Genomic DNA, 18,667 nt, shown 5'->3' with positions numbered 1-18,667 from the left:
GGACTAAGGCTCATGCAACGATGGCTCGCTCCCTAGTACAGCAATCGAGCGCGCAATTATTTATATGACACAGTAGTACTAGCGAGTTGGTAAACATGAGCATCGATAGTGTTGCAAAAGATATCGAAAAATTCGCAGTCGCAAAACTGTCGCCTCGCACCTGAGGGGAAATGAGTAACGCACGCATCAAAACCCAGATCATTCCAGACACATAAAGCAACGTTCCGGGCCATCCGAGCACGAATGGGATGTTCATCACGCCGCTGTCGAAATTCCCGTATTGACCAAGACGCGCGTCTACGCTAGACAGCTTCGTCGATGTGCCTGTCGCCCCCATACCCTCGCCAGCAATATTCGTGAACGCGATACTTGCAAACTTTGCGTAGAATTGGTTACGAACCACGTAACTCTGGTCATCGCCCAAGTGGACCATGGTTTGCAATCTGGTTTGCATCCGCTCGGCGATCGGGCCGACCATAAGCACAGGTATCGCAAGGATGACCAAACCCGTACCACTCGCTACGACGTGCAACCTCACCTTGCCACTCGATTTAGCGACCTGAATAAGCAGCGCGATCATCCAACCGCCCCACGCAGAGCGAACAAGACTCAGACTAAAAGAAAGAAAACCAAATGCACTCGCAATCCAGCGTATGCGTTGATCCGCGGCCGCTACATAGACCATTGCTCCCAACATGACAAATGCAAACGGACCAGACGAGTTCATCGTGCTGAATACACGCACACCGAACGGTACGGAGTCGCCCTGAGAGTTCATCTGTGCGTTCGTCATCCAAAGGACATCCCAAGGCGGCATGATAAAAAATTGCACTGCGCCGTAAGCACCCGTCACCAACATGCCCCAAATGAATGCGCTGACGATCTCGGCTCTGCACTCGCGGTATAGACGCCAGTGCGTCATGATGTGAAAACCGATCAGTATCGGATAGACCCAGTTCGCGAGATCGTATAAGGCAGCCATCAGTCCATTGGAGACGACCCCGACAAGAAATGCATAGGCTATTCCCGTTAGCATTAGCAAAACAGGCAGACCTCGTCGTTGCGCAAGAACCGAGAAAAAACGTATCAACGATAGACCGCTGATCATGCTGACCGCGAGCGGGGCGATCTGGACCAGACTATTCGATGTATACACGCCATTCAACCAGTCGGCGAGACGCCGCACTTCCGGACTCAGGAACCACAGCCACCACATGTAGCCGACGTACTTCGCGGGCGCCTTGAAGTACAGCCAGAAACCGACGGCGATCGACAGCACCGGGAATGCGAGCGTGAGCACCGTCCCCTGATGCGCGACGATCAGCATCGCCGTGACGAGCCACAGCAACGCGGGCGGCAGCCAGACGCTCTTATGGCTCTTGTCGCTCTTGACGGCGCGTACAGCGCTGTCGATCCCGGCTCGTGCAATCGACGACATCGCTTACATCCCTCCCCGGCTCTGCGACGGCACGCGGGCGTTTGCACCCGCGTTCGCCTTCTGCGCGGGATGCGCGTGTTGCGCTTGCCGGCGCAGCAGGTCGCGCGTGAGCCTCACGTGCTGCTGCGCATAGTGCTGCGTCGTGTGATCGCGCGACACGAGTTCCATCGACGCCGCCTGCGCCTGTTGCAGCGCTTCGCCCGGTGATGCGATGAGGCCGAGCAACGCCTCGCGCAGCGCGTCCGCGTTGAACGGCGGCACATACGCCGCCGCGCTCGCCGAAAAGTAATCCTGCAGCCCGCCGACGTTCGTCACGACCATCGGCTTGCCGACGGCGGCTGCTTCCAGCATCACGGTGATTCCGGATGCGTGCGTGTTAGGGCGCAGGGGCACGACGACCACGTCGGCCCAGTCGTACAGTTCACGCTGCTTCTTCAGGCCCGCAGCGGGCGCGACCTGCACGTTCAGCGAACGCAGTGCGCGCGGAATGCGCCGCCGCGTCGCGAGACGCACCGCGAAGCGCGGATCGTTGCCGACGGCCTTGATCAGCGTTTCCCAGTCGCGGTCGCGATCGTTGCCGATCGCCGCGATGCGCAGCGGCGTATTCGGCTGCCATGTCTTCGGCGGCTGCACGGGAAAGTCGCGCGTGTTCAGCCCGTAGAAAAGCTGCGTCGCATCGCGGCCGAAGTAGTCGCGGCACAACTCGGCGTTATCGCGCGCAAGCGTCGTCAGAAGATCGGCACGCCCAATCAGCTTGCGATAAAACCAGCGGCGCAGAACGCCATAGTTCGGCCACTTGTCGATCAGCCACACGCTTTGCGCGAGCAATAGCGGTTGCTCGTCGCGCTTGCCGTTCATCAACAGCATCAGCGCGGCCGACAGCCATTCCTGCTCGGTGTGCGTCCAGATGACATCCGAGCGCAGCATCTCGTCGCGGTTGCGCAGCGTGTGGATCAGGTCGAAGCCGAGCACCTTCTTCAGTGCGCGGCGCATGAGACGTACCGGCTTGCTTTCCTTCGCGTCCTGCGAATAGCTCAACTGGAATTCGTCGGACTCGGCATGGTGATAGCCATACAGGCAACCGATGTTCTCGCCCGGGCGGTAGAAGCGCGGATCAGCGCCGTAAAACAGATGTACGTGGACCTTCGTGGTCATGCGTGCAAACTCGTAGTCGGGGCGTCATTTCTCCGTGACTGCTCGCGGCGTGCCTCACGTCCGCCGATACGTACTGCCCGCCAACGCGCCACCTTCGCCTCCCTTTCGCTAGTACTACTGTGTCATATAAATAATTGCGCGCTCGATTGCTGTACTAGGGAGCGAGCCATCGTTGCATGAGCCTTAGTCCAAGCAGGATGCGCAACGTGGTAATGGAATCAGGAACGTGGCGTTGAGCGCGCTGGACTGCCCCGGGGGATGTAATCCGAGGGAAGGGCAGGCAGCGCCCGTTCAAGGAAGTTTTTTTTATCGCGTCCACCTGATTGCATTCGCAGTCGCTGAGCCATCAGAAACCCATACGCAGCGATACTCAATGTGGCGTGGTGGTGAAAGCCACGCCAGCCTCGCCCTTCATAATGACCGAGCCCGAACTCCTGTTTCAGGTCCTGATAGTCGCGCTCGATGCGCCAGCGCATCTTGGTCACGAACACAAGCTGCTCAAGTGTCGCCTCCTCGGGGGCAGTAGCGAGAAAGTATTTGAGCGGCTCCGTATCGCCATCAGGCCATTCAATAAGCAGCCATTCTTCGTCGCGAACCGTACTTCGCCAATAGTCGTGATGTGCGGGACGAACCCGTACGGCGGCAAAGCGTGAGGAAAGTGCTGCGTTGCTACCTTCCCGCCAGGTTACGGTTTGCCAGGCGTTCACGGGTAATTGCATGGCCAGTTCCTTCACCGCGAGCGGTTTATGGCCGGGCGCACGGCGCAACAACTTCGGTGGCTGACCGCGCCCGCTCCAGGGCTTGGGTGGAAGCGGCTCCGTACCTGGCGCCCACACAGAGGTGACCGGCCGGATCCCTACCGCGTACAACAAACCCAGTTCAGTTATGCCCTCCCGGAATGCGGTTTCGTCGCCATACCCAGCGTCGGCCAGCACGATGCCCGGCGCAACGCCGGATGCTATGGCCTCGCGAAGCTGGGCCAGCGCAATCTGTGGCTTGGTCTGGAAAACTAGTTCGTCGGGAATGCCAGCGCGACGGGCACGTTCCCGGTCGTCAATCCATTCCTTGGGGATATACAATTGCCAGGCAATCGGCAAACTGCCCCGTTGCGTCGCGATCGACAGGCTCACGGCGATCTGGCAGTTATCCTGTTTGCCCAGTTGCCCACAGTATTGTCGCGCTACGCCGACCGAATGCTTGCCCTTCTTCGGGAAGCCCGTATCGTCAATAATCCAGTAATAGCCAGCCTCTTCAGCAGCGTGCAGGCCTAACGCGGGCATCACCCATTCGCGTACCCGCTGCAGGACCGCCCGGTCAGACCATTCTGCCTTGGCCACAAAATGGTGAAGTGACTGGTGTTTCGCACTCGCGTGAAGTGGGTCAATATGCGCGGCCATCGGCTCGACGCTCTTGCGTGACAACGGCATTACCAAGCCCGAACAGTAACCCTTGAGGCCGGCATGGCGATCGGCGTGCCCTAACGCCAGCGCCAGATGATTCAGATACGCGTCAAATTCGTCGACATCTTCTCTCATCGCGATCGCCCGAAGTCTGTATTATTCAATACTACCAGGTATCGCTTCACTGCAAATAGATTTTGTGACACAGTGAGACTAGAGAGCAATGCAAGCAGTACATGCGCCATACCGGGATAGACGCGCGTGCCGATGAGCGCATACCACCACCACGCTATACCGCGATGCAGCGGAGACAAATGGTCTCTCAGCGTCAGATGCAAGTTGTATGCGGCATTGCACACAGCTACCAAGCTCGGCGCGTCTCGACGATCTTCATCAAATCGTTCAGCAGGAAAGTGATCAACCGCTACCTGTGGATCGTAGGTCAGTTTCCAGCCGGCGCGCTTCACGCTCATGCTGAATGCCATATCGTTATGAACCTGCGCGCCCGCGCCGCGCAAACGTGTATCAAAACGGATATTGCAAATCGCGTCACGACGGTAGCTCATGTTGGCTCCTTTGAGCACATCGACTTCGCGTGGTTCGCCTGCACCCAGATGATGATTACCAGTAACTTTGCCGGAGAGTGCTATCTTCCCGACAATGGGACGCTCGCCATACACCACACTGCCCTTAAGATGCATCCAGTCGCGTCCACCAAGCCCACCTAACCTTGGATCCGCACAAAACGCGGTTTCTATGCGTCGCACCCAATCCGGGCGTGGCGCCGCATCGTCATCAGTGATCGCAATCACATCACCAGTGGCAGCATCCAAGCCGCAATTGAGTGCTGCGACCTGACCGGACACCTGGCTCAATGCGACTTTAAGCGGAAGCCCCTCTGCGACTTCTGGATTCTTCAAACACGCCAAAGTTGTCTCGTCATCCGACCGCGCTACCACCACAACCTCATCGCATCCGCGCTCCTGCATTCTCAATGCCAGAAGACACCGCACGAGGTCCTCCTCCCGACGATAAGTCGGAACCAGCACCGTTATTTTCATCATTCTCATCTCGGGTCAAACAGTAGAGGTTTCCGTTGTCAGGTAGCGATGTACGGCACCGTAGCCGTAGCGCCCGGAGGACGGCATACCATTGAAAATCCCCCCCTTCAAATCAACACCAGCCACCTTGAGCCGCTTGATGGCATCGGCAATCTCGATCGGACGATGCATGCCAGATCGCAAAACAAGGAAACTCGCCCCGGCGTGCTCACCAACGAGCGATGCATCTGTTACTGCTAGCACAGGTGGTGTATCGATAAGAATCACGTCATACAGCATTTCCAGTTCATGAAGGCAATTGGCGAAACGCGATGACATCAGCAGCTCTGCTGGGTTCGAAGGCCGCCGACCACACGAAATGAAATCAAGCCCGTCAAAATGCGTCTGCCTGATTGTTTCCTCAACTGAAACGCTGCCTGCAAGAAGTTCCGCAAGCCCGCCGCCAGCCGCACCACCCACGTAGCGCTCGAGCGCCCCCTTACGCATATCCGCATCGATCATCAAAACCTTCTTGCCCGAATTCGCGAGCAGAACGGCCAGATTCACCGTAAGGAAACTCTTACCAACGCCCGGAACGGGCCCCGTCAGCATGACAATCCGATTACGAGCATCGAGCATCGTGAATTGCATCGACGTGCGCAAACTTCGAAGACTCTCCACGCATGGGTCCGCCGGATTTGCATGGGCCAACACTGAATGGAGCCACACCTTTCCGGTCACGGGGCGGCCACCGGTCTGCACGTGCTGCTCGCTCAACGGCACCATTCCGCAAATAGGCAGTTGGAACATGCGCTCAATGGCCTCCGGATCTTCGATCCCCTTGAAGAGTCTCCTTCGGGCGAGGATCACGACCACGCCAAGGATAAGACCTAGCATTGTCGCTGCGGACATGATCAACAGTTTCTTTGGTTTGACTGGCGTGCCAGGTCGAAGCGCCATATCAACTATTTGTGCATTCCCTCCCGTGCCCGCCTTCTGAACCGAGAGTTCTTGCTCGCGCGTTAGCACTAACTCGTAAATCTCCGCAGCAACCTTGGCGTCACGCTGCAATTGCACAGCACGTACTTCGGCCTCTGGTAAATCTCGGAAGCGACCTTCATAGCGGTCGCGCTGCGCTGTTAGCTGGGTGATCTGCTCACGCGTTGCTTTAAGTAGCGGATGATCGTCTCCAAATCGTTCCTGAAGCGCTGCAAGTTGCAGACGCATTGCCGACATCTGCTGTTCGTACTCCACACTTCCCGCGAGATAAACCTTAGCTTCCTCGCCTGCAGTGATCGATCCCGATTTCCGTTGATACTGCGCAAGCGCAATCTCGGCCCGATCAAGCTCCGCCTTCAAGCGTGGTTCCTCGCTCTTCAGGAAAGACAACATGTTTTGAGCGTTAACCTGCTTACTCTGAACATGGCGTCGGAGATACGTTTGCGCCAAATCGTTGGTCGCTTCCGCCGCAAACGCCGGATCATCGCTTTCCATAGACACGTCGACGAGCCCGGTCAACTTTCCCAGCTCCTGCACTGCGACAAATTTCTGAAGGCCGTTGACAGCATCAACGTCGTTTATCCGCACGACCGAAAATTGTGTTTCAGGACGAGCGATAAGCTGATTGACGAAAAGCGTGACGCCATTCCCGCTCGATGCCTGACCCACAGTCCCGCGGACGAGTACATTTCCGTCCGGATCCTGCAAATCGTAGCGGCCATTGGGCCGGCTGGTCAGTACTAGTCTTTCCCCTTCGAGCGTGGGCGGAACCTCGACGCTCCTCACGTCTGCAACTTCGCCTCCCCATGCGTACGAAGTTAAACCGAGCCATGGATTCGCAGGCCGCCCCGGGGTTGCCAGCTTCGACGCCAAGCCCCCCAAAACGGGAAATTTTTTCGGCTCAACAGTGATATCGAACTTGAATTTCCTGACAACATCTTTCATCACATCGCGACTCTGAATAATCGCGATTTCCGCATCGGCCGGGAGAGGCGTCATCGCACTTGCGACACTGCTCAACTGCATCAATGCCGGCGCGGCATCGTTTGGCTGTTCGATCTTTATCAATGCGTTTGCAACATAAACCGGTTTCGCGAAAGCGCAATAGAGGCCACCCAAAGTGAGTACCACGAGTGCCGCGCCCACGAGCCACCAGACATCTTCCGCGATGACGCGCAATAAATCACCGAGGACGAATTCCTCCTCCGGATCATGTCGCGTACCGGGATTCATAATCCCATTATTTTTCACTTCAATACTCACGGCTTCTTCAACGTGTATTGCGACAGGATGGGGAAACAAGGCCAGTCCGCTTAGCAACTCAATAGAGCGCACTGGGTCACCTTAAGGTGACCCAGATCCGCGTAAGATCGCTTAGCGCGTGAGCTGCTTCAGATAAAAGAGCGTTTGCAACGTCGGCAACACTTGCTGCAAAACGCGATTGAATGTTGTGGAAGCCGCTGTTCCGACATATACAACGTCCATCGGCTGAAGCTCGAACTGCGTCGACAACATGATCGAGTCCGGCTGAGTCATGTCAAGATGAAATACATCAGGCGTCGTCGGCTTTTCCTTCATACCTCGCAACACATATATCTGACGCGGATTTGCGTCGGAATCGAGAATTCCTCCCGCCTGCGTTAGAGCGTCTGCAATTGTCAGGCTCCCCCGGTACATCGAGAGAGGTGCTGGCGTTTTTACCTCCCCCATCACGAAGACTCGGCTGTCAACGCGGTCCGGTACGTTTATGACATCGCCTGACTGTAAAAGGACATCCTGCGACATATCACCTCGATCCAGCATCCGATTTGCGTCAAGCACGTATAACTGCTTCTTACGAACGAGACGAATCCGTTGCAAGTCGGCATCGGTAGTCGTCCCTCCCGAACGCGTGATTGCATCGACCAGGGTAAGTGGCACATCACTGACAGCCAAAGGCCCAGGAGTCTTCACCTGCCCCGTTACCTGCACCTTTTGGCTGCGAAACGAAAGCACACGAACATCGACTTGTGGATTCCTGACAAATCGAACAAGACTCGTCGCTACCTGATCGCGAATCTGACCAACCGTCTTGCCGGCAACCTGCAGGCGCCCTGAAAAAGGAATGAAAATGGTGCCGTCGGCCGCTACCGTCTGGCCGTAGGGATCTGCCTGCCCAGGTAACGCCGTGGTGTACGGCTGCTGCAAGGTTGCGGCAAGCGTTTGAGTCGTGTTACCACCGGATGAGAAGGAGGTGATTGTCGGCGTGGTCAACTCGGGGTGGTCCCATACCGTGACTCCGAGAATGTCCTGTGGCTGAACGTGATACACGTAGCGCCCAGAGCTTGCGAGCTGATCGACCGTCGCCCGCTGCACCCGTTCGACTTCTGCACGGGACCGTGCCTGCTCCACGATTAGCCCGCCATCGATCGCCTTTACTGGGTACACTTCCGCAGTCTGGACGGACGACTGTTCTTTGAGCCGCGACGTATCGAGATAGTTGCCCGGTGCAGTCATGCACGCCGAAAGAAACGGCACAATGACAAGACTCGCAAAGTATTGCTTCAACATATACGTTCAATCCAACCCGCCGCCAATCGCTCAATCAGAGTCAAGGATGCGCGATATGACGACTCCGACTTACCATGAGGATCGACAACGTCGATCCCTTCCCAATTGCCCAATGCAAACACCTTGCCCCGAGCAGCGCGATCGAGGTCTTCCACCTGGCCGATCTGATTTCGTTCCGCAACGAGTATGAGATCCGCCTCGCGCACCATACCGATGTTCAAGCGTCTCGAACGGTGTGGTGCAACCGACAGCCCCTGTGCCACCAGCAGGTCTTTCATAACTGCATCCATTTCCATTCCCTCGAACGCACGAACGCCCGCAGAGTGATAGGTCACCGGCTTACAGGACACTCCCGGATGCAACGACTTGAAGACCACTTCTGCCGCAGGTGAACGACAAATATTTGCGTAGCACACGATCAATACGTTGGAAAACATGGTCAGGAGTCTTCTCTCAACTCGATCTGATCGCAGTGAAAGGAGGTCATCGCACTAGCTCGTCGATCGATTAGACGGGAAGAGCGACGATCAATACTTCGCCGTCCAACCGAGTAATAGTCGATGCCGAGTTCGGACATCGCTTCGGGTTCGTACAGATTGCGGCCGTCGAAAATCAGCGGCGTTTTCAGCTCGGCCTTCAGACGCGTGAAGTCCGGGCTCTTGAACTCCTTCCATTCCGTGACGATGACGAGTGCATCGGCGCCCGCGAGCGTTTCGTCCTGCGTGCTCGTGAAGTGCAGGCGCGCCTGGTGGTCGGGCGCGCTGGCGAGATCGAGCGCGAACACGCGCTTCGCCTCCGCCGTCGCGACGGGATCGTACCCGCGCACCGTCGCGCCGCGCGCGAGCAGTTGCGCGATCACGCGGCGGCTCGGCGCCTCGCGCATGTCGTCGGTATTCGGCTTGAACGAGAGACCCCACACAGCGAAGGTGCGGTCGCTCAGATCTTCGCCGAGCGCGTCCGTGATCTTGCGCACGAGCACTTCCTTCTGCTCGTGGTTCACTTCTTCGACGGCTTCCAGAATGCGCAGGCTGTGGCCCATCTCGCTGCCCGTGCGGATCAGCGCCTGCACGTCCTTAGGAAAGCACGAGCCGCCATAACCGACGCCCGCGTACAGGAAGTGATAGCCGATGCGCGGGTCCGAGCCGATGCCGCGGCGCACGGCTTCGATGTCCGCGCCGACCGTATCGGCCAGATTTGCCATCTCGTTCATGAACGAGATGCGCGTGGCGAGCATCGCGTTAGCCGCGTACTTCGTGAATTCGGCCAAGCGCACATCCATGTAAAGCGTGCGCTCGTGATTGCGGTTGAACGGCGCGTACAGGCGGCGGATCTTCTCGCGCGCCTTGTCGCCGTCTTCGTCATTGTCGACGCCGACGACGATACGGTCCGGACGCATGAAGTCGTCGACGGCTGCGCCTTCCTTCAGGAACTCCGGATTCGACACGATCGAGAACCGATGCTGCGCGCTGTCCGCGAGACCGCGCTTCTCCAGTTCTTCCGCGATCACCGCGCGCACGCGCTGCGCAGTGCCGACGGGCACCGTCGACTTGTCGACGATCACCTTGAAGCCGTTCATCGTGCGGCCGATGTCGCGGGCCGCTTCGAGCACATATTGCAGGTCGGCGGAGCCGTCTTCGTCGGGTGGCGTGCCCACGGCGATGAACTGGATCTCACCGTGCGCGACACTCGCCTCGACATCGGTCGAAAACGTGATGCGCCCCGCTGCGCGCGAGCGCGCGATGATCTCCCGCAGGCCCGGCTCATGGATCGGCATGCCGCCGTTGTTGAGAATGTCGATCTTGCGCGGATCGACGTCCAGACAGAAAACGTCGTTGCCGACTTCGGCAAGACATGCGCCCGTGACGAGACCTACGTAACCCGTGCCGATGATGGTGATTTTCATACGCGCCTAGCTATTCCTTGCGTCCAATGCGACGGGGTGCGCAGAAGCACGCCTCTCGCCAAAGTGCCGCGCCTCGACGCGCGCAAATCCAGTTGAGCTGTGCTTCGCCTCCGTTGCCCGTGCGAAGCACAACGAGGTAGACTGACTTCGCCCCCCTCCCAAAGACCCGCAAGCATACGAATCCCCTCACCACCTTTCCCGCCAATACCCGAACCGTTTTCGCCAACCCTCATTTCATATTCCAACCCAGACATCACCCGCGCCAACCACGTTCCCAACAAAAACACAATCCGGAGGAACTCTGAGAGATAATGTCGGTCCACATGGGGTCGTGCGGCGATTCCAAGTTCGGTCCCTATGCTGCAAAACCTCATAGAAACCGCCACGAACCAACGCCGCGCTACCGCGCCAAGCCCTCCCTGGCCCACCGCAGGGACCGCGACCGGCGCAACAGCCACAAAGCAACGCCCCAAAATTCCAGCCTCACCGAGCCCGCGCTGCGCGTCACCCGCGCACCGTCTCGCGGAGGCGTTTTCGCCGAAAAAACGCATGCAGGCATCGAAAAACCGTCTGATCGAACTGGACTTCTTCCGAGGGCTGGTTCTTGTATTTATCGTCGTCGACCACATCGGCGGCAGCATCCTGTCGCGCGCGACGCTGCACGCGTACGCGCTGTGCGACGCGGCCGAAGTCTTCGTCTTCCTCGGTGGATTCGCGACGGCCACGGCCTACGCGTCGCTGGCGAAGCGCCACACGGAAGCCGACGCACGAAACCGCTTCTTCAAGCGCTCACTCGAGCTGTATAGGGCGTTTCTGATCACGGCCGTCCTGATGCTGCTCGTAAGCGCCGTGATGAGCGCGTTCAGCATCGACGCGCCCAACATGGCCACGACCGATCTCGACGACATGATGGACGCGCCCACGGCCGTCCTGCGCGACATCCTGCTGTTCCGTCGCCAGCCGTATCTGGCGTCGGTGTTGCCCATGTATGCATTCTTCGCGTTTGCCGTGCCCGCCATCCTGCCGCTCGCGCGCAGCAAGCCGTGGCTGCTGCTGGCGGTCAGCCTCGCCGTGTGGTCGACTGCGCCGTCGTTGCTGCCGCATCTGCCCGTCGCGGACGATGCGCAATGGGACTTCAATCCCTTCGCGTGGCAGTTGATGTTCGTGCTTGGCGTGATCGCGCAGACGCAGCCCGTTTATCAGCGCGCGAGTGCGCACCGCCACGGGTGGCTATTGACCGTGCTCGCCTGCGGCATCGTCGCAGCTGCCGCCTGGTTCAAGCTATTCGTGGAAGCGGGGCCGCTGGACAGCAGCCTGAAACAGAATCTGTCGTGGCTGCGCGCGGTGAATTTCCTCGCGATCGCATGGCTCGTCGCGAATATGGTGCGCATTGGCTGGGTGCGAGCGCTCGCGCAGCGCCTGCCGTGGGTCGGACTCGTCGGGCGCAAGGGCCTGTTGTGCTTTGTCGCGGGGACGGTGATCTCGCTTGTGGTCGACTCGCTGCTCTACACGGCCACCGACGGCTATCTGAATGTCCCGCTCGGCCTCGTCGCCGACGCCGTCGCGATCGGCTCGCTGTTCGCCGTCGCCAAAGTATCGGTGCCGATCTCGCGCGTGCTGACGCTGCGCCTGCGCGGCTCGGGCCCCGCCTGAAATCCGCGATCAGGCACTTACGCGAGCCTGACTAAACCAGACACCGCATCAAAAAAGTCGCATCAGCGCTCGACCCACTCGGTCCATAGCACCATCAGCACCGTCATCAGCGCCGGGCCGACGAATAGCCCAAGCAGCCCGAACGTCTCCGCGCCGCCTAGAATCCCGAACAGCACGAGCAGAAACGGCAGCCGCGCGGAACTGCCGATCAGCACCGGTCGCACGAAGTGCTCGGCGACAAACGCGACAACGAAACCGAACACGGCAAGGCCGATCGCAGGAACGAGCGCGCCCTGCTCGATGAAGAGCCACAGCGCCGCGCCGCAGAATACGATCGGCGCGCAGAACGGCAGCATCGCGGCGACGGCCGTGACGAACCCGAGCAGCGCCGCGTGCGGGACCCCCGTCAGCATATAGGCAAGCAACAGCAGCGCCCCCTCGCCAATCCCGACGACCACCAGCCCCGACACCGTCCCGCGCACAGCCGCAGCCATCCGTTCGGCGAGATGCATGCCGTCATAGCCGAACGCGCGCCGCACGCCCTTCATCAATTCGCACGACAGCTTCGGCCCGGCCTGAAAGATCACGAACAGCGTGACGAGCATGAAGCCGAACAGCATCAGCGCGTGCGCGGCCCGCGCGCCGAAATGCCGGCCGAACGTGACGACAGCGCCGCCGTGCAATCCCTTCATCGCGGGCGAATCGCGCAGCGGCTGCGTCAGGTTGTCCTGCCACCAGGCCCCGATCTGTGAAGCGCCAAACGGCAGATGCTGAACGAAGTCCGGCAACGGAATACCGTTCTCCTGCGCGTCACGCGCCCATTCGATCACGTCATGCGCCTCGGCCGCCGCCTGTGCAATCCCGATTCCGACAGGCAGCAGAAACAGCAAGCCGATAGCGATGGTCAGAACGGTCGCGATCAGCGTCGAACGCCCCTTGAACAGCCTGTGCTCTTCGATCCGGTGAAATGCCGGCCACAGCGCAATCGCGATCACGCAAGCCCACGCAATGGCCGGCACGAAATCGCGGATCACCCAGATCGCCAGCGCCACCATCACGGCATACAGCGCGGCCGAAGCCAGCCGCTGCATCTTGCGGCGGTTCGGCATGTCGGCCTTGGATGGAACGTCGGGCGGGCGCTGGTTCATGTGACCTCGTGATGAAACTCGATGCGCGTTCAACGAACGTGCATCGCAATGATTGGGGCGGGCAAACACCGTCAGCGGATAAGCGCATGCGCGGTGCCTGCGCGCTCGCCGCGGCGCTGCCAAGCCCTTCATCTTAAAGGATGCAACGATTGCCGGCAGACCAGGCAAACGGTCCGGCCCTTTTCCGCCTTTCATACAACAGTTCGTTGCATATTTGCGTGTAATCGATATGACAAGCCTCAAATCGGCTTTATACCGTCCGCAAGCATGCTCAACACCCGATTATTGCTAAATCGGGAACAGTGTTTCTACGCGAGCACAATGGCTCTCACGCGCGCGCGGGTCTAAATTCGGCACACCACAAATACGGAGCCGACCATGACCACCCTGGAGTGTTTACCGTTGATGGGCGCTAACGGGTTGCGCATCGAGATTCTCGAACACTCTGACACGACGCTGGTAATCCGCTGGATCGAACCCGGCCGCTGCCATTATGGCGAGCAACGCTGGCGCCGCCGCTCCGCGCATACGTCGGGCACTTGCGCCGTTTCGCGCAGAAAGATCCGGCGCGGCGACGCCGTCTTCAAACCGGCCGAACGCCCCGCTCCCGCGAACGCCTCCGCCATGATCGCGGCCGAAGTGCTTGAGCACGCATTCGCTGCATAACCCACGTTTCTGGTAACAATCGGCAGTCGGGGTTCCCGACGTCAACCGGCCGCGTGTTCGACGAGGAAGCGGCACACTTCGCGATGCATCCACTGCACGCCGGGACTCGTCGCCAGCGCGCGCCACGATCCGTGCACGAGACCGATGCCGACGGGCGTACTCGCCTGTCCTCCCGCCGCGCGGATGCGCTCGGCAAAGACGCGGGCATCGTCGCGCAATGGATCGTGCTCGACGCCGATCGCGAGCGTCGGCGGCAATCCATCATAGCGTGATGCTTCGAGCGGAACGGTCCACGCGTGATCGCGCGCCTGACTCGCCCAATACAGCGCGCCGTAGCGTCGCACATCGGCGAGCGTGAGCATCGGCGCATCGGCTTCCGAATCGCGCGCGGGCAATTGCGGTTCGATGCCCAGCATCGGATAAACCAGCGCGACGCTGCGCACGCCCGCTTTCCCTTCGTCGCGCAGACGCATCGCGACACTCGCCGCGAGCGTGCCGCCCGCGCTGTCGCCTGCCAGTTGCAGCGAACGCGGTAGCGGACCGAACGGCAGGCGGCCATCGAGCGCGGCGCGCGTGACGGCGACGCAATCGTCGTGAGCAGCAGGCGCGGGATGATCGGGCGCAAGCCGATAATCGACGGCCACCACGCACAACCCTGTATCCGCCGCGATGCGCGCCGTGATCAGATCGTGACTGTCGAGCGACCCGACGACGAAGCCGCCGCCATGAAAATACAGCACCGTGCCCGCCGACCGCGTGCGCTCAGCGGGCGCATACAGGCGCACGTCGAACGTATGTCCATCAGGCGATGTGAAAGGCGCATCGTGAGTCGTCACGCCATCGGGCAATGGCGGCGTGAACGCGGCGGCGTACCGCTCGTACACCGCTCGCTGTTCGGCAATTGTCGATGCCGATCGATCGCGCGGATAAAGACCCTTCGTGCACTCGACGAATTCAGCCATCTCAGGTTCGAGCATGTCGCGTGCTCCGCTGATGTTTTCTGATCATGCACGCGAATGCGCGCGGCGCTATTTACGCGTTTGCCCTGGCAAGCCAATCACGCGCCCCGCGTATCGGGGCGCAGGCAGCGCCGCTTGCGCATCGACGAGCGCGCGCACGCGCGCTTCGACATCGCTGTCGAACACCGCTGAACGCGGCCCGCTGGTATCGACGTGCAACAGCATCTGCTCGCCCGCCGCGACGGCTTCAGTGCCATCGTCCGCGAACATTTCGAGGTACAGGTGCATGCGCTTGGCGTCATGCGCGAGTACGCGCATCTCGACCCGCACTCGCGCGCCTTCCTTGATTTCGTGCAGATAGTGGATGTGCGCTTCGAGTGTGTAGATCGAGCGGCCACGCGCTTTGCGCACCGCGTCGTCGAGGCCGATCTGCTCGATCAGCGCATCGGTGGCGAAGCTGAAAATCAGCATATAGAACGCGTCGCGCAGATGGCCGTTGTAGTCGACCCACTCGGCGCGCACGACGTCGTGATACGCAGGCAATTCCGCGTGTCGCGGCATGGCGAATGTCTCCATTGCTTTGAATGAGGTACTGCACGCGCGGGACATCTGTTTCGTTTCGATGCCCCGCACACGCACAGATATTACCCGACCTTATTCGTCGGCCCTCAAGCCATGACGCGCTTTCGTTTCGGCAATCGCGGACAGCACGTTCGTGATGCATTCGTCGCGATAGCGTTCGAGTTGCTTGATGGAACGCGGACCGACCTGCTCCGCCGTCCCGTCCACCACGCGATCGATCAACTGATCCGTCAGCTTCGGCGCGACGAGTTTCGTCCACGGCAATTCCAGCGCGGGCCCGAATTGCTGCATGAAATGCCGCATGCCTGCGTCGCCGCCAGCCAGCGTATAGGTAAGGAACGTCCCCATGAACGACCAGCGGATGCCCGCGCCGAAGCGGATCGCATCGTCGATTTCCCCCGTCGTCGCGACACCTTCATCGACGAGATGCAGCGCCTCGCGCCATAGCGCTTCGAGCAGTCGGTCGGCGATAAAGCCCGGCACTTCCTTGCGCACATGCAGCGGCCGCATGCCGAGCGCGCGATAGATGCTCATTGCGGCGTCGATGGTCGAAGGCGCGGTTTGCTCACCGCCCAGCACTTCGACAAGCGGCAACAGATACACAGGGTTGAACGGATGCCCGACGATACAGCGCTCGGGGTGCAACGCGCGTGCATAGAAATCGCTAGGCAGCAGGCCCGATGTCGACGATGCGATGATCGCATCGGGCTTCGCGGCGCGGCTGATCTGTTCATGCAACGCAAGCTTCAATTCCTCGCGTTCAGGCGCGCTTTCCTGAATGAAGTCGGCATCCGCGACGCACGCTTCAATCGTCTTCACGAAACGCAGACGCTCCTGCGAAGCCCCCGCCGCGAGTCCGACACGTTCGAGCGCAGGCCATGCATTCGCGACGTTGTCGCGCAACTGCTTCTCCGCGCCCGGCGCCGGGTCCCATGCAATGACGTCGAGCCCATGCGCGAGCGCGCGCGCCACCCAGCCGCTGCCGATCACACCTGCGCCGATTGCTGCAAAAGTCTTGATATCCGTAATCACTGCCATTGCCGATGATCCTCTGGATTGATTCAAAGCGTTATACGAACTGCTAGGCGAACTGTTCTGCGGCGCGCTTTTCGAGCAGCCGTTCGCCACGTGCGGGCAAGCCGAGTTTCTTGCGGCCTTCCGCCGGTGTCAGCGCGCGGCCGCCGAGCCGTTCGATGATTTCAACGGCGCGCGTGACCAGCGAGCCATTGCTCGCAGGCACGCCCTTGTCGAGCCAGATGTTGTCTTCGAGACCCACGCGCACGTGACCGCCGAGCAGCATCGCCTGCGCGACCATCGGCATCTGCATCCGGCCGATGCCGAAACCCGCCCATTGCGCGCCCGGCGGCAGGTTGTCGACCATCGCCTTCATCGTCGTCGTATCGGCGGGCGCGCCCCACGGAATACCGAGGCACAGTTGAAACATCGGCGGCGCATCGAGCAGACCTTCTTTCAGCAATTGATTGGCGAACCACAGGTGGCCCGTATCGAAGATCTCCAGTTCCGGCTTGACGCCGAGTTCCTGAATGCGCTTCGCGCCCGCCCGCAATTGAGCGGGCGTCGACACGTAGATATAGTCGCCGTCGCCGAAATTGAGCGTGCCGCAATCGAGCGTGCAGATTTCCGGCAAAAGCTCTTCGACATGCGCAAGCCGCGTCAGGCCGCCGACCAGATCGGTGCCCGCGCCGAAGCGCATCGGGTCTTCGCCGGGACCGATCTCCAGGTCCCCGCCCATGCCCGCCGTCAGATTGATGATGACGTCCGTATCCGCGGAACGAATACGGTCGACGACCTCGCGATACAGATTCGGATCGCGGCTGCCGCGTCCCGTTTTCGGATCGCGGACGTGGCAGTGCGCGACGGTTGCGCCTGCTTTTGCGGCTTCGATCGCGGCATCGGCGATCTGTTTGGGCGTGACGGGAATGGCGGGATGCCTGCCGACGGTGTCGCCTGCACCCGTGACGGCGCAGGTCACGATCACTTCATGGTTCATGCGTGCAATTCCTGTTAACTGTGGTGTCTGATTGGTTGCAATGGAACAGTACTTTCCGTATTCGAATGTCGAACCTCAAAGACCGAGATAAGCCTTCACGGCAGGCAAGCCATCCTTGCCGTCATACGTCTTGACGCCTGCAAGCCATTCGTCGAGTACTTGCGGATTCTTTTTCAAGTACGCTTTAGCGGCTTCGGCCGGTTTCTCCTTGTTCATCACCGACTGCATCACGACGTTCTCGAGCTGCGTGGTAAAGCGAAGATTGCTCACGAGCTTTCCCGCATTCGGGCAGCGCGTCAGGAAGTCCGGCGACGTCAGCGTATAGACACGCGCTTCGCCATCGTTCGGACCGAATACGCCCTCGCTCCCGCTCAGGTACTTCATATCGAGCTGAATGTTCATCGGATGCGGCTGCCAGCCGAGAAAGACCACCCATTTCTTCTCGCGCACCGCACGGTCGACGGTCACGAGCATGCCCGCTTCGCTCGATTCGATCAGCTTGAATCCGCCCAGACCGAACTGGTTGGTCGCGATCATCTTCTGGATTGCGGCATTCGCGCTGCTGCCCGGCTCGATGCCATAGATCTTTCCGTCGAGTTCCGCGCGATGCTTCGCGATATCGGCGAAAGTCTTCAATCCCGCGTCGTATTCGTAAGTGGGCACGGCAAACGTCGCCCTCGCGCCCGTCAGATTGGGCGGCTGCAAGACGTTGATCGACTTCGCATCGACGAACGGCGCAATCGCCTTTTCCTGCACGGGCCACCAGTAGCCGAGCGAGACGTCGAGCTGCTTGCTCTTCAACCCGGCAAACGAGATTGGCACGGACGCCACCGTCGTCACCGGCTGATAACCCAGCCCTTCGAATACTGTCGACGCGAGCGCCGTCGTCGACGTGATGTCGGTCCAGCCGATATCCGCGAAATGGACGGCACGGCAGCTCGGCGGGTCCTGCGCGAGCGCGGGCAGCGACAGTGCGGCCAGAAGGCCGGCAAGACATGCGGAAACGGCTTTGATGATCAACTTCATGACGATCCCCTTCGACACAGCTCGTAATGTTCTAGAACGCCCGCATGACGGGCGGCGAGTGAGACGACCCTGGAAAGACGCGATGTGCATTAAAGGTACAAATCCATATTCCGGCAAAATCGACTATCAGCGACCCG

The 18,667-nt window shown here is 59.9% G+C and carries 16 protein-coding genes; 2 read left to right on the top strand and 14 right to left on the bottom strand.

Annotation, left to right across the window (positions count from 1 at the left end; all coding sequences use genetic code 11):
• Positions 1-10: 10 nt before the first annotated feature.
• The 8 genes from H1204_RS19985 to H1204_RS19950 all read right to left on the bottom strand — a co-directional run bounded on the left by H1204_RS19985 (position 11) and on the right by H1204_RS19950 (position 10,485).
• Positions 11-1,438 (bottom strand): glucose-6-phosphate isomerase, encoded by a 1,428-nt coding sequence (locus H1204_RS19985; protein ID WP_243468736.1) that lies wholly within the window; start codon positions 1,436-1,438, stop codon positions 11-13.
• 3 nt (positions 1,439-1,441) lie between these two features.
• Positions 1,442-2,593: a glycosyltransferase family 4 protein gene (locus H1204_RS19980; RefSeq protein ID WP_180732394.1), complete on the bottom strand. Its 1,152-nt coding sequence runs from the start codon at positions 2,591-2,593 to the stop codon at positions 1,442-1,444.
• A gap of 218 nt (positions 2,594-2,811) precedes the next feature.
• Positions 2,812-4,128: an IS701 family transposase gene (locus tag H1204_RS19975; protein ID WP_180732393.1), complete on the bottom strand. Its 1,317-nt coding sequence runs from the start codon at positions 4,126-4,128 to the stop codon at positions 2,812-2,814.
• Positions 4,125-5,054, bottom strand: a complete 930-nt coding sequence (locus H1204_RS19970; RefSeq protein ID WP_180733238.1) for a glycosyltransferase family 2 protein — start codon at positions 5,052-5,054, stop codon at positions 4,125-4,127. The genes H1204_RS19975 and H1204_RS19970 overlap by 4 nt, the downstream gene beginning before the upstream one ends.
• Before the next feature lie 15 nt (positions 5,055-5,069).
• Positions 5,070-7,265, bottom strand: a complete 2,196-nt coding sequence (locus tag H1204_RS19965; RefSeq protein WP_180733237.1) for a polysaccharide biosynthesis tyrosine autokinase — start codon at positions 7,263-7,265, stop codon at positions 5,070-5,072.
• 141 nt (positions 7,266-7,406) lie between these two features.
• Entirely contained in the window at positions 7,407-8,582 is a 1,176-nt protein-coding gene (locus H1204_RS19960; RefSeq protein WP_180732392.1) for a polysaccharide biosynthesis/export family protein, read from the bottom strand.
• Positions 8,576-9,019: a low molecular weight phosphotyrosine protein phosphatase gene (locus H1204_RS19955; RefSeq protein ID WP_180732391.1), complete on the bottom strand. Its 444-nt coding sequence runs from the start codon at positions 9,017-9,019 to the stop codon at positions 8,576-8,578. Before H1204_RS19955 ends, H1204_RS19960 begins: the two co-directional genes overlap by 7 nt.
• Positions 9,020-9,021: 2 nt before the next feature.
• Positions 9,022-10,485: a UDP-glucose/GDP-mannose dehydrogenase family protein gene (locus H1204_RS19950; protein ID WP_243468735.1), complete on the bottom strand. Its 1,464-nt coding sequence runs from the start codon at positions 10,483-10,485 to the stop codon at positions 9,022-9,024.
• Between the two features lie 549 nt (positions 10,486-11,034).
• Here H1204_RS19950 and H1204_RS19945 point away from each other — a divergent pair.
• Positions 11,035-12,138, top strand: coding sequence for an OpgC domain-containing protein (locus H1204_RS19945; protein ID WP_180732390.1), 1,104 nt, complete (start codon positions 11,035-11,037; stop codon positions 12,136-12,138).
• A gap of 62 nt (positions 12,139-12,200) precedes the next feature.
• Here the strand turns inward: H1204_RS19945 and H1204_RS19940 are convergent, their stop codons facing one another.
• The gene (locus tag H1204_RS19940) at positions 12,201-13,286 is read right to left on the bottom strand and encodes an AI-2E family transporter (RefSeq protein ID WP_180732389.1); all 1,086 of its coding nucleotides are present in this window, start codon (positions 13,284-13,286) and stop codon (positions 12,201-12,203) included.
• 378 nt (positions 13,287-13,664) lie between these two features.
• Here H1204_RS19940 and H1204_RS19935 point away from each other — a divergent pair, with 378 nt between their 5' ends.
• Positions 13,665-13,952, top strand: coding sequence for a DUF3331 domain-containing protein (locus H1204_RS19935; protein ID WP_007749046.1), 288 nt, complete (start codon positions 13,665-13,667; stop codon positions 13,950-13,952).
• A gap of 41 nt (positions 13,953-13,993) precedes the next feature.
• Here the strand turns inward: H1204_RS19935 and H1204_RS19930 are convergent, their stop codons facing one another.
• The 5 genes from H1204_RS19930 to H1204_RS19910 all read right to left on the bottom strand — a co-directional run bounded on the left by H1204_RS19930 (position 13,994) and on the right by H1204_RS19910 (position 18,524).
• The gene (locus H1204_RS19930; RefSeq protein ID WP_180732388.1) at positions 13,994-14,929 is read right to left on the bottom strand and encodes an alpha/beta hydrolase; all 936 of its coding nucleotides are present in this window, start codon (positions 14,927-14,929) and stop codon (positions 13,994-13,996) included.
• Between the two features lie 51 nt (positions 14,930-14,980).
• Complete coding sequence (locus H1204_RS19925; RefSeq protein WP_180732387.1) at positions 14,981-15,472, bottom strand: thioesterase family protein; 492 nt, start codon at positions 15,470-15,472, stop codon at positions 14,981-14,983.
• 93 nt (positions 15,473-15,565) lie between these two features.
• On the bottom strand, positions 15,566-16,531 hold the full coding sequence (locus H1204_RS19920) for an L-carnitine dehydrogenase (protein WP_180732386.1): 966 nt from the start codon (positions 16,529-16,531) through the stop codon (positions 15,566-15,568).
• Positions 16,532-16,574: 43 nt separating this feature from the next.
• Positions 16,575-17,504: a 3-keto-5-aminohexanoate cleavage protein gene (locus H1204_RS19915; protein WP_042314279.1), complete on the bottom strand. Its 930-nt coding sequence runs from the start codon at positions 17,502-17,504 to the stop codon at positions 16,575-16,577.
• A gap of 75 nt (positions 17,505-17,579) precedes the next feature.
• Positions 17,580-18,524: a choline ABC transporter substrate-binding protein gene (locus H1204_RS19910; RefSeq protein WP_180733236.1), complete on the bottom strand. Its 945-nt coding sequence runs from the start codon at positions 18,522-18,524 to the stop codon at positions 17,580-17,582.
• Between the last annotated feature and the right edge of the window lie 143 nt (positions 18,525-18,667).

This window comes from Paraburkholderia sp. PGU19 (assembly GCF_013426915.1).
Classification (GTDB): domain Bacteria; phylum Pseudomonadota; class Gammaproteobacteria; order Burkholderiales; family Burkholderiaceae; genus Paraburkholderia.
This window is presented reverse-complemented; position numbering and strand designations above follow the sequence as displayed.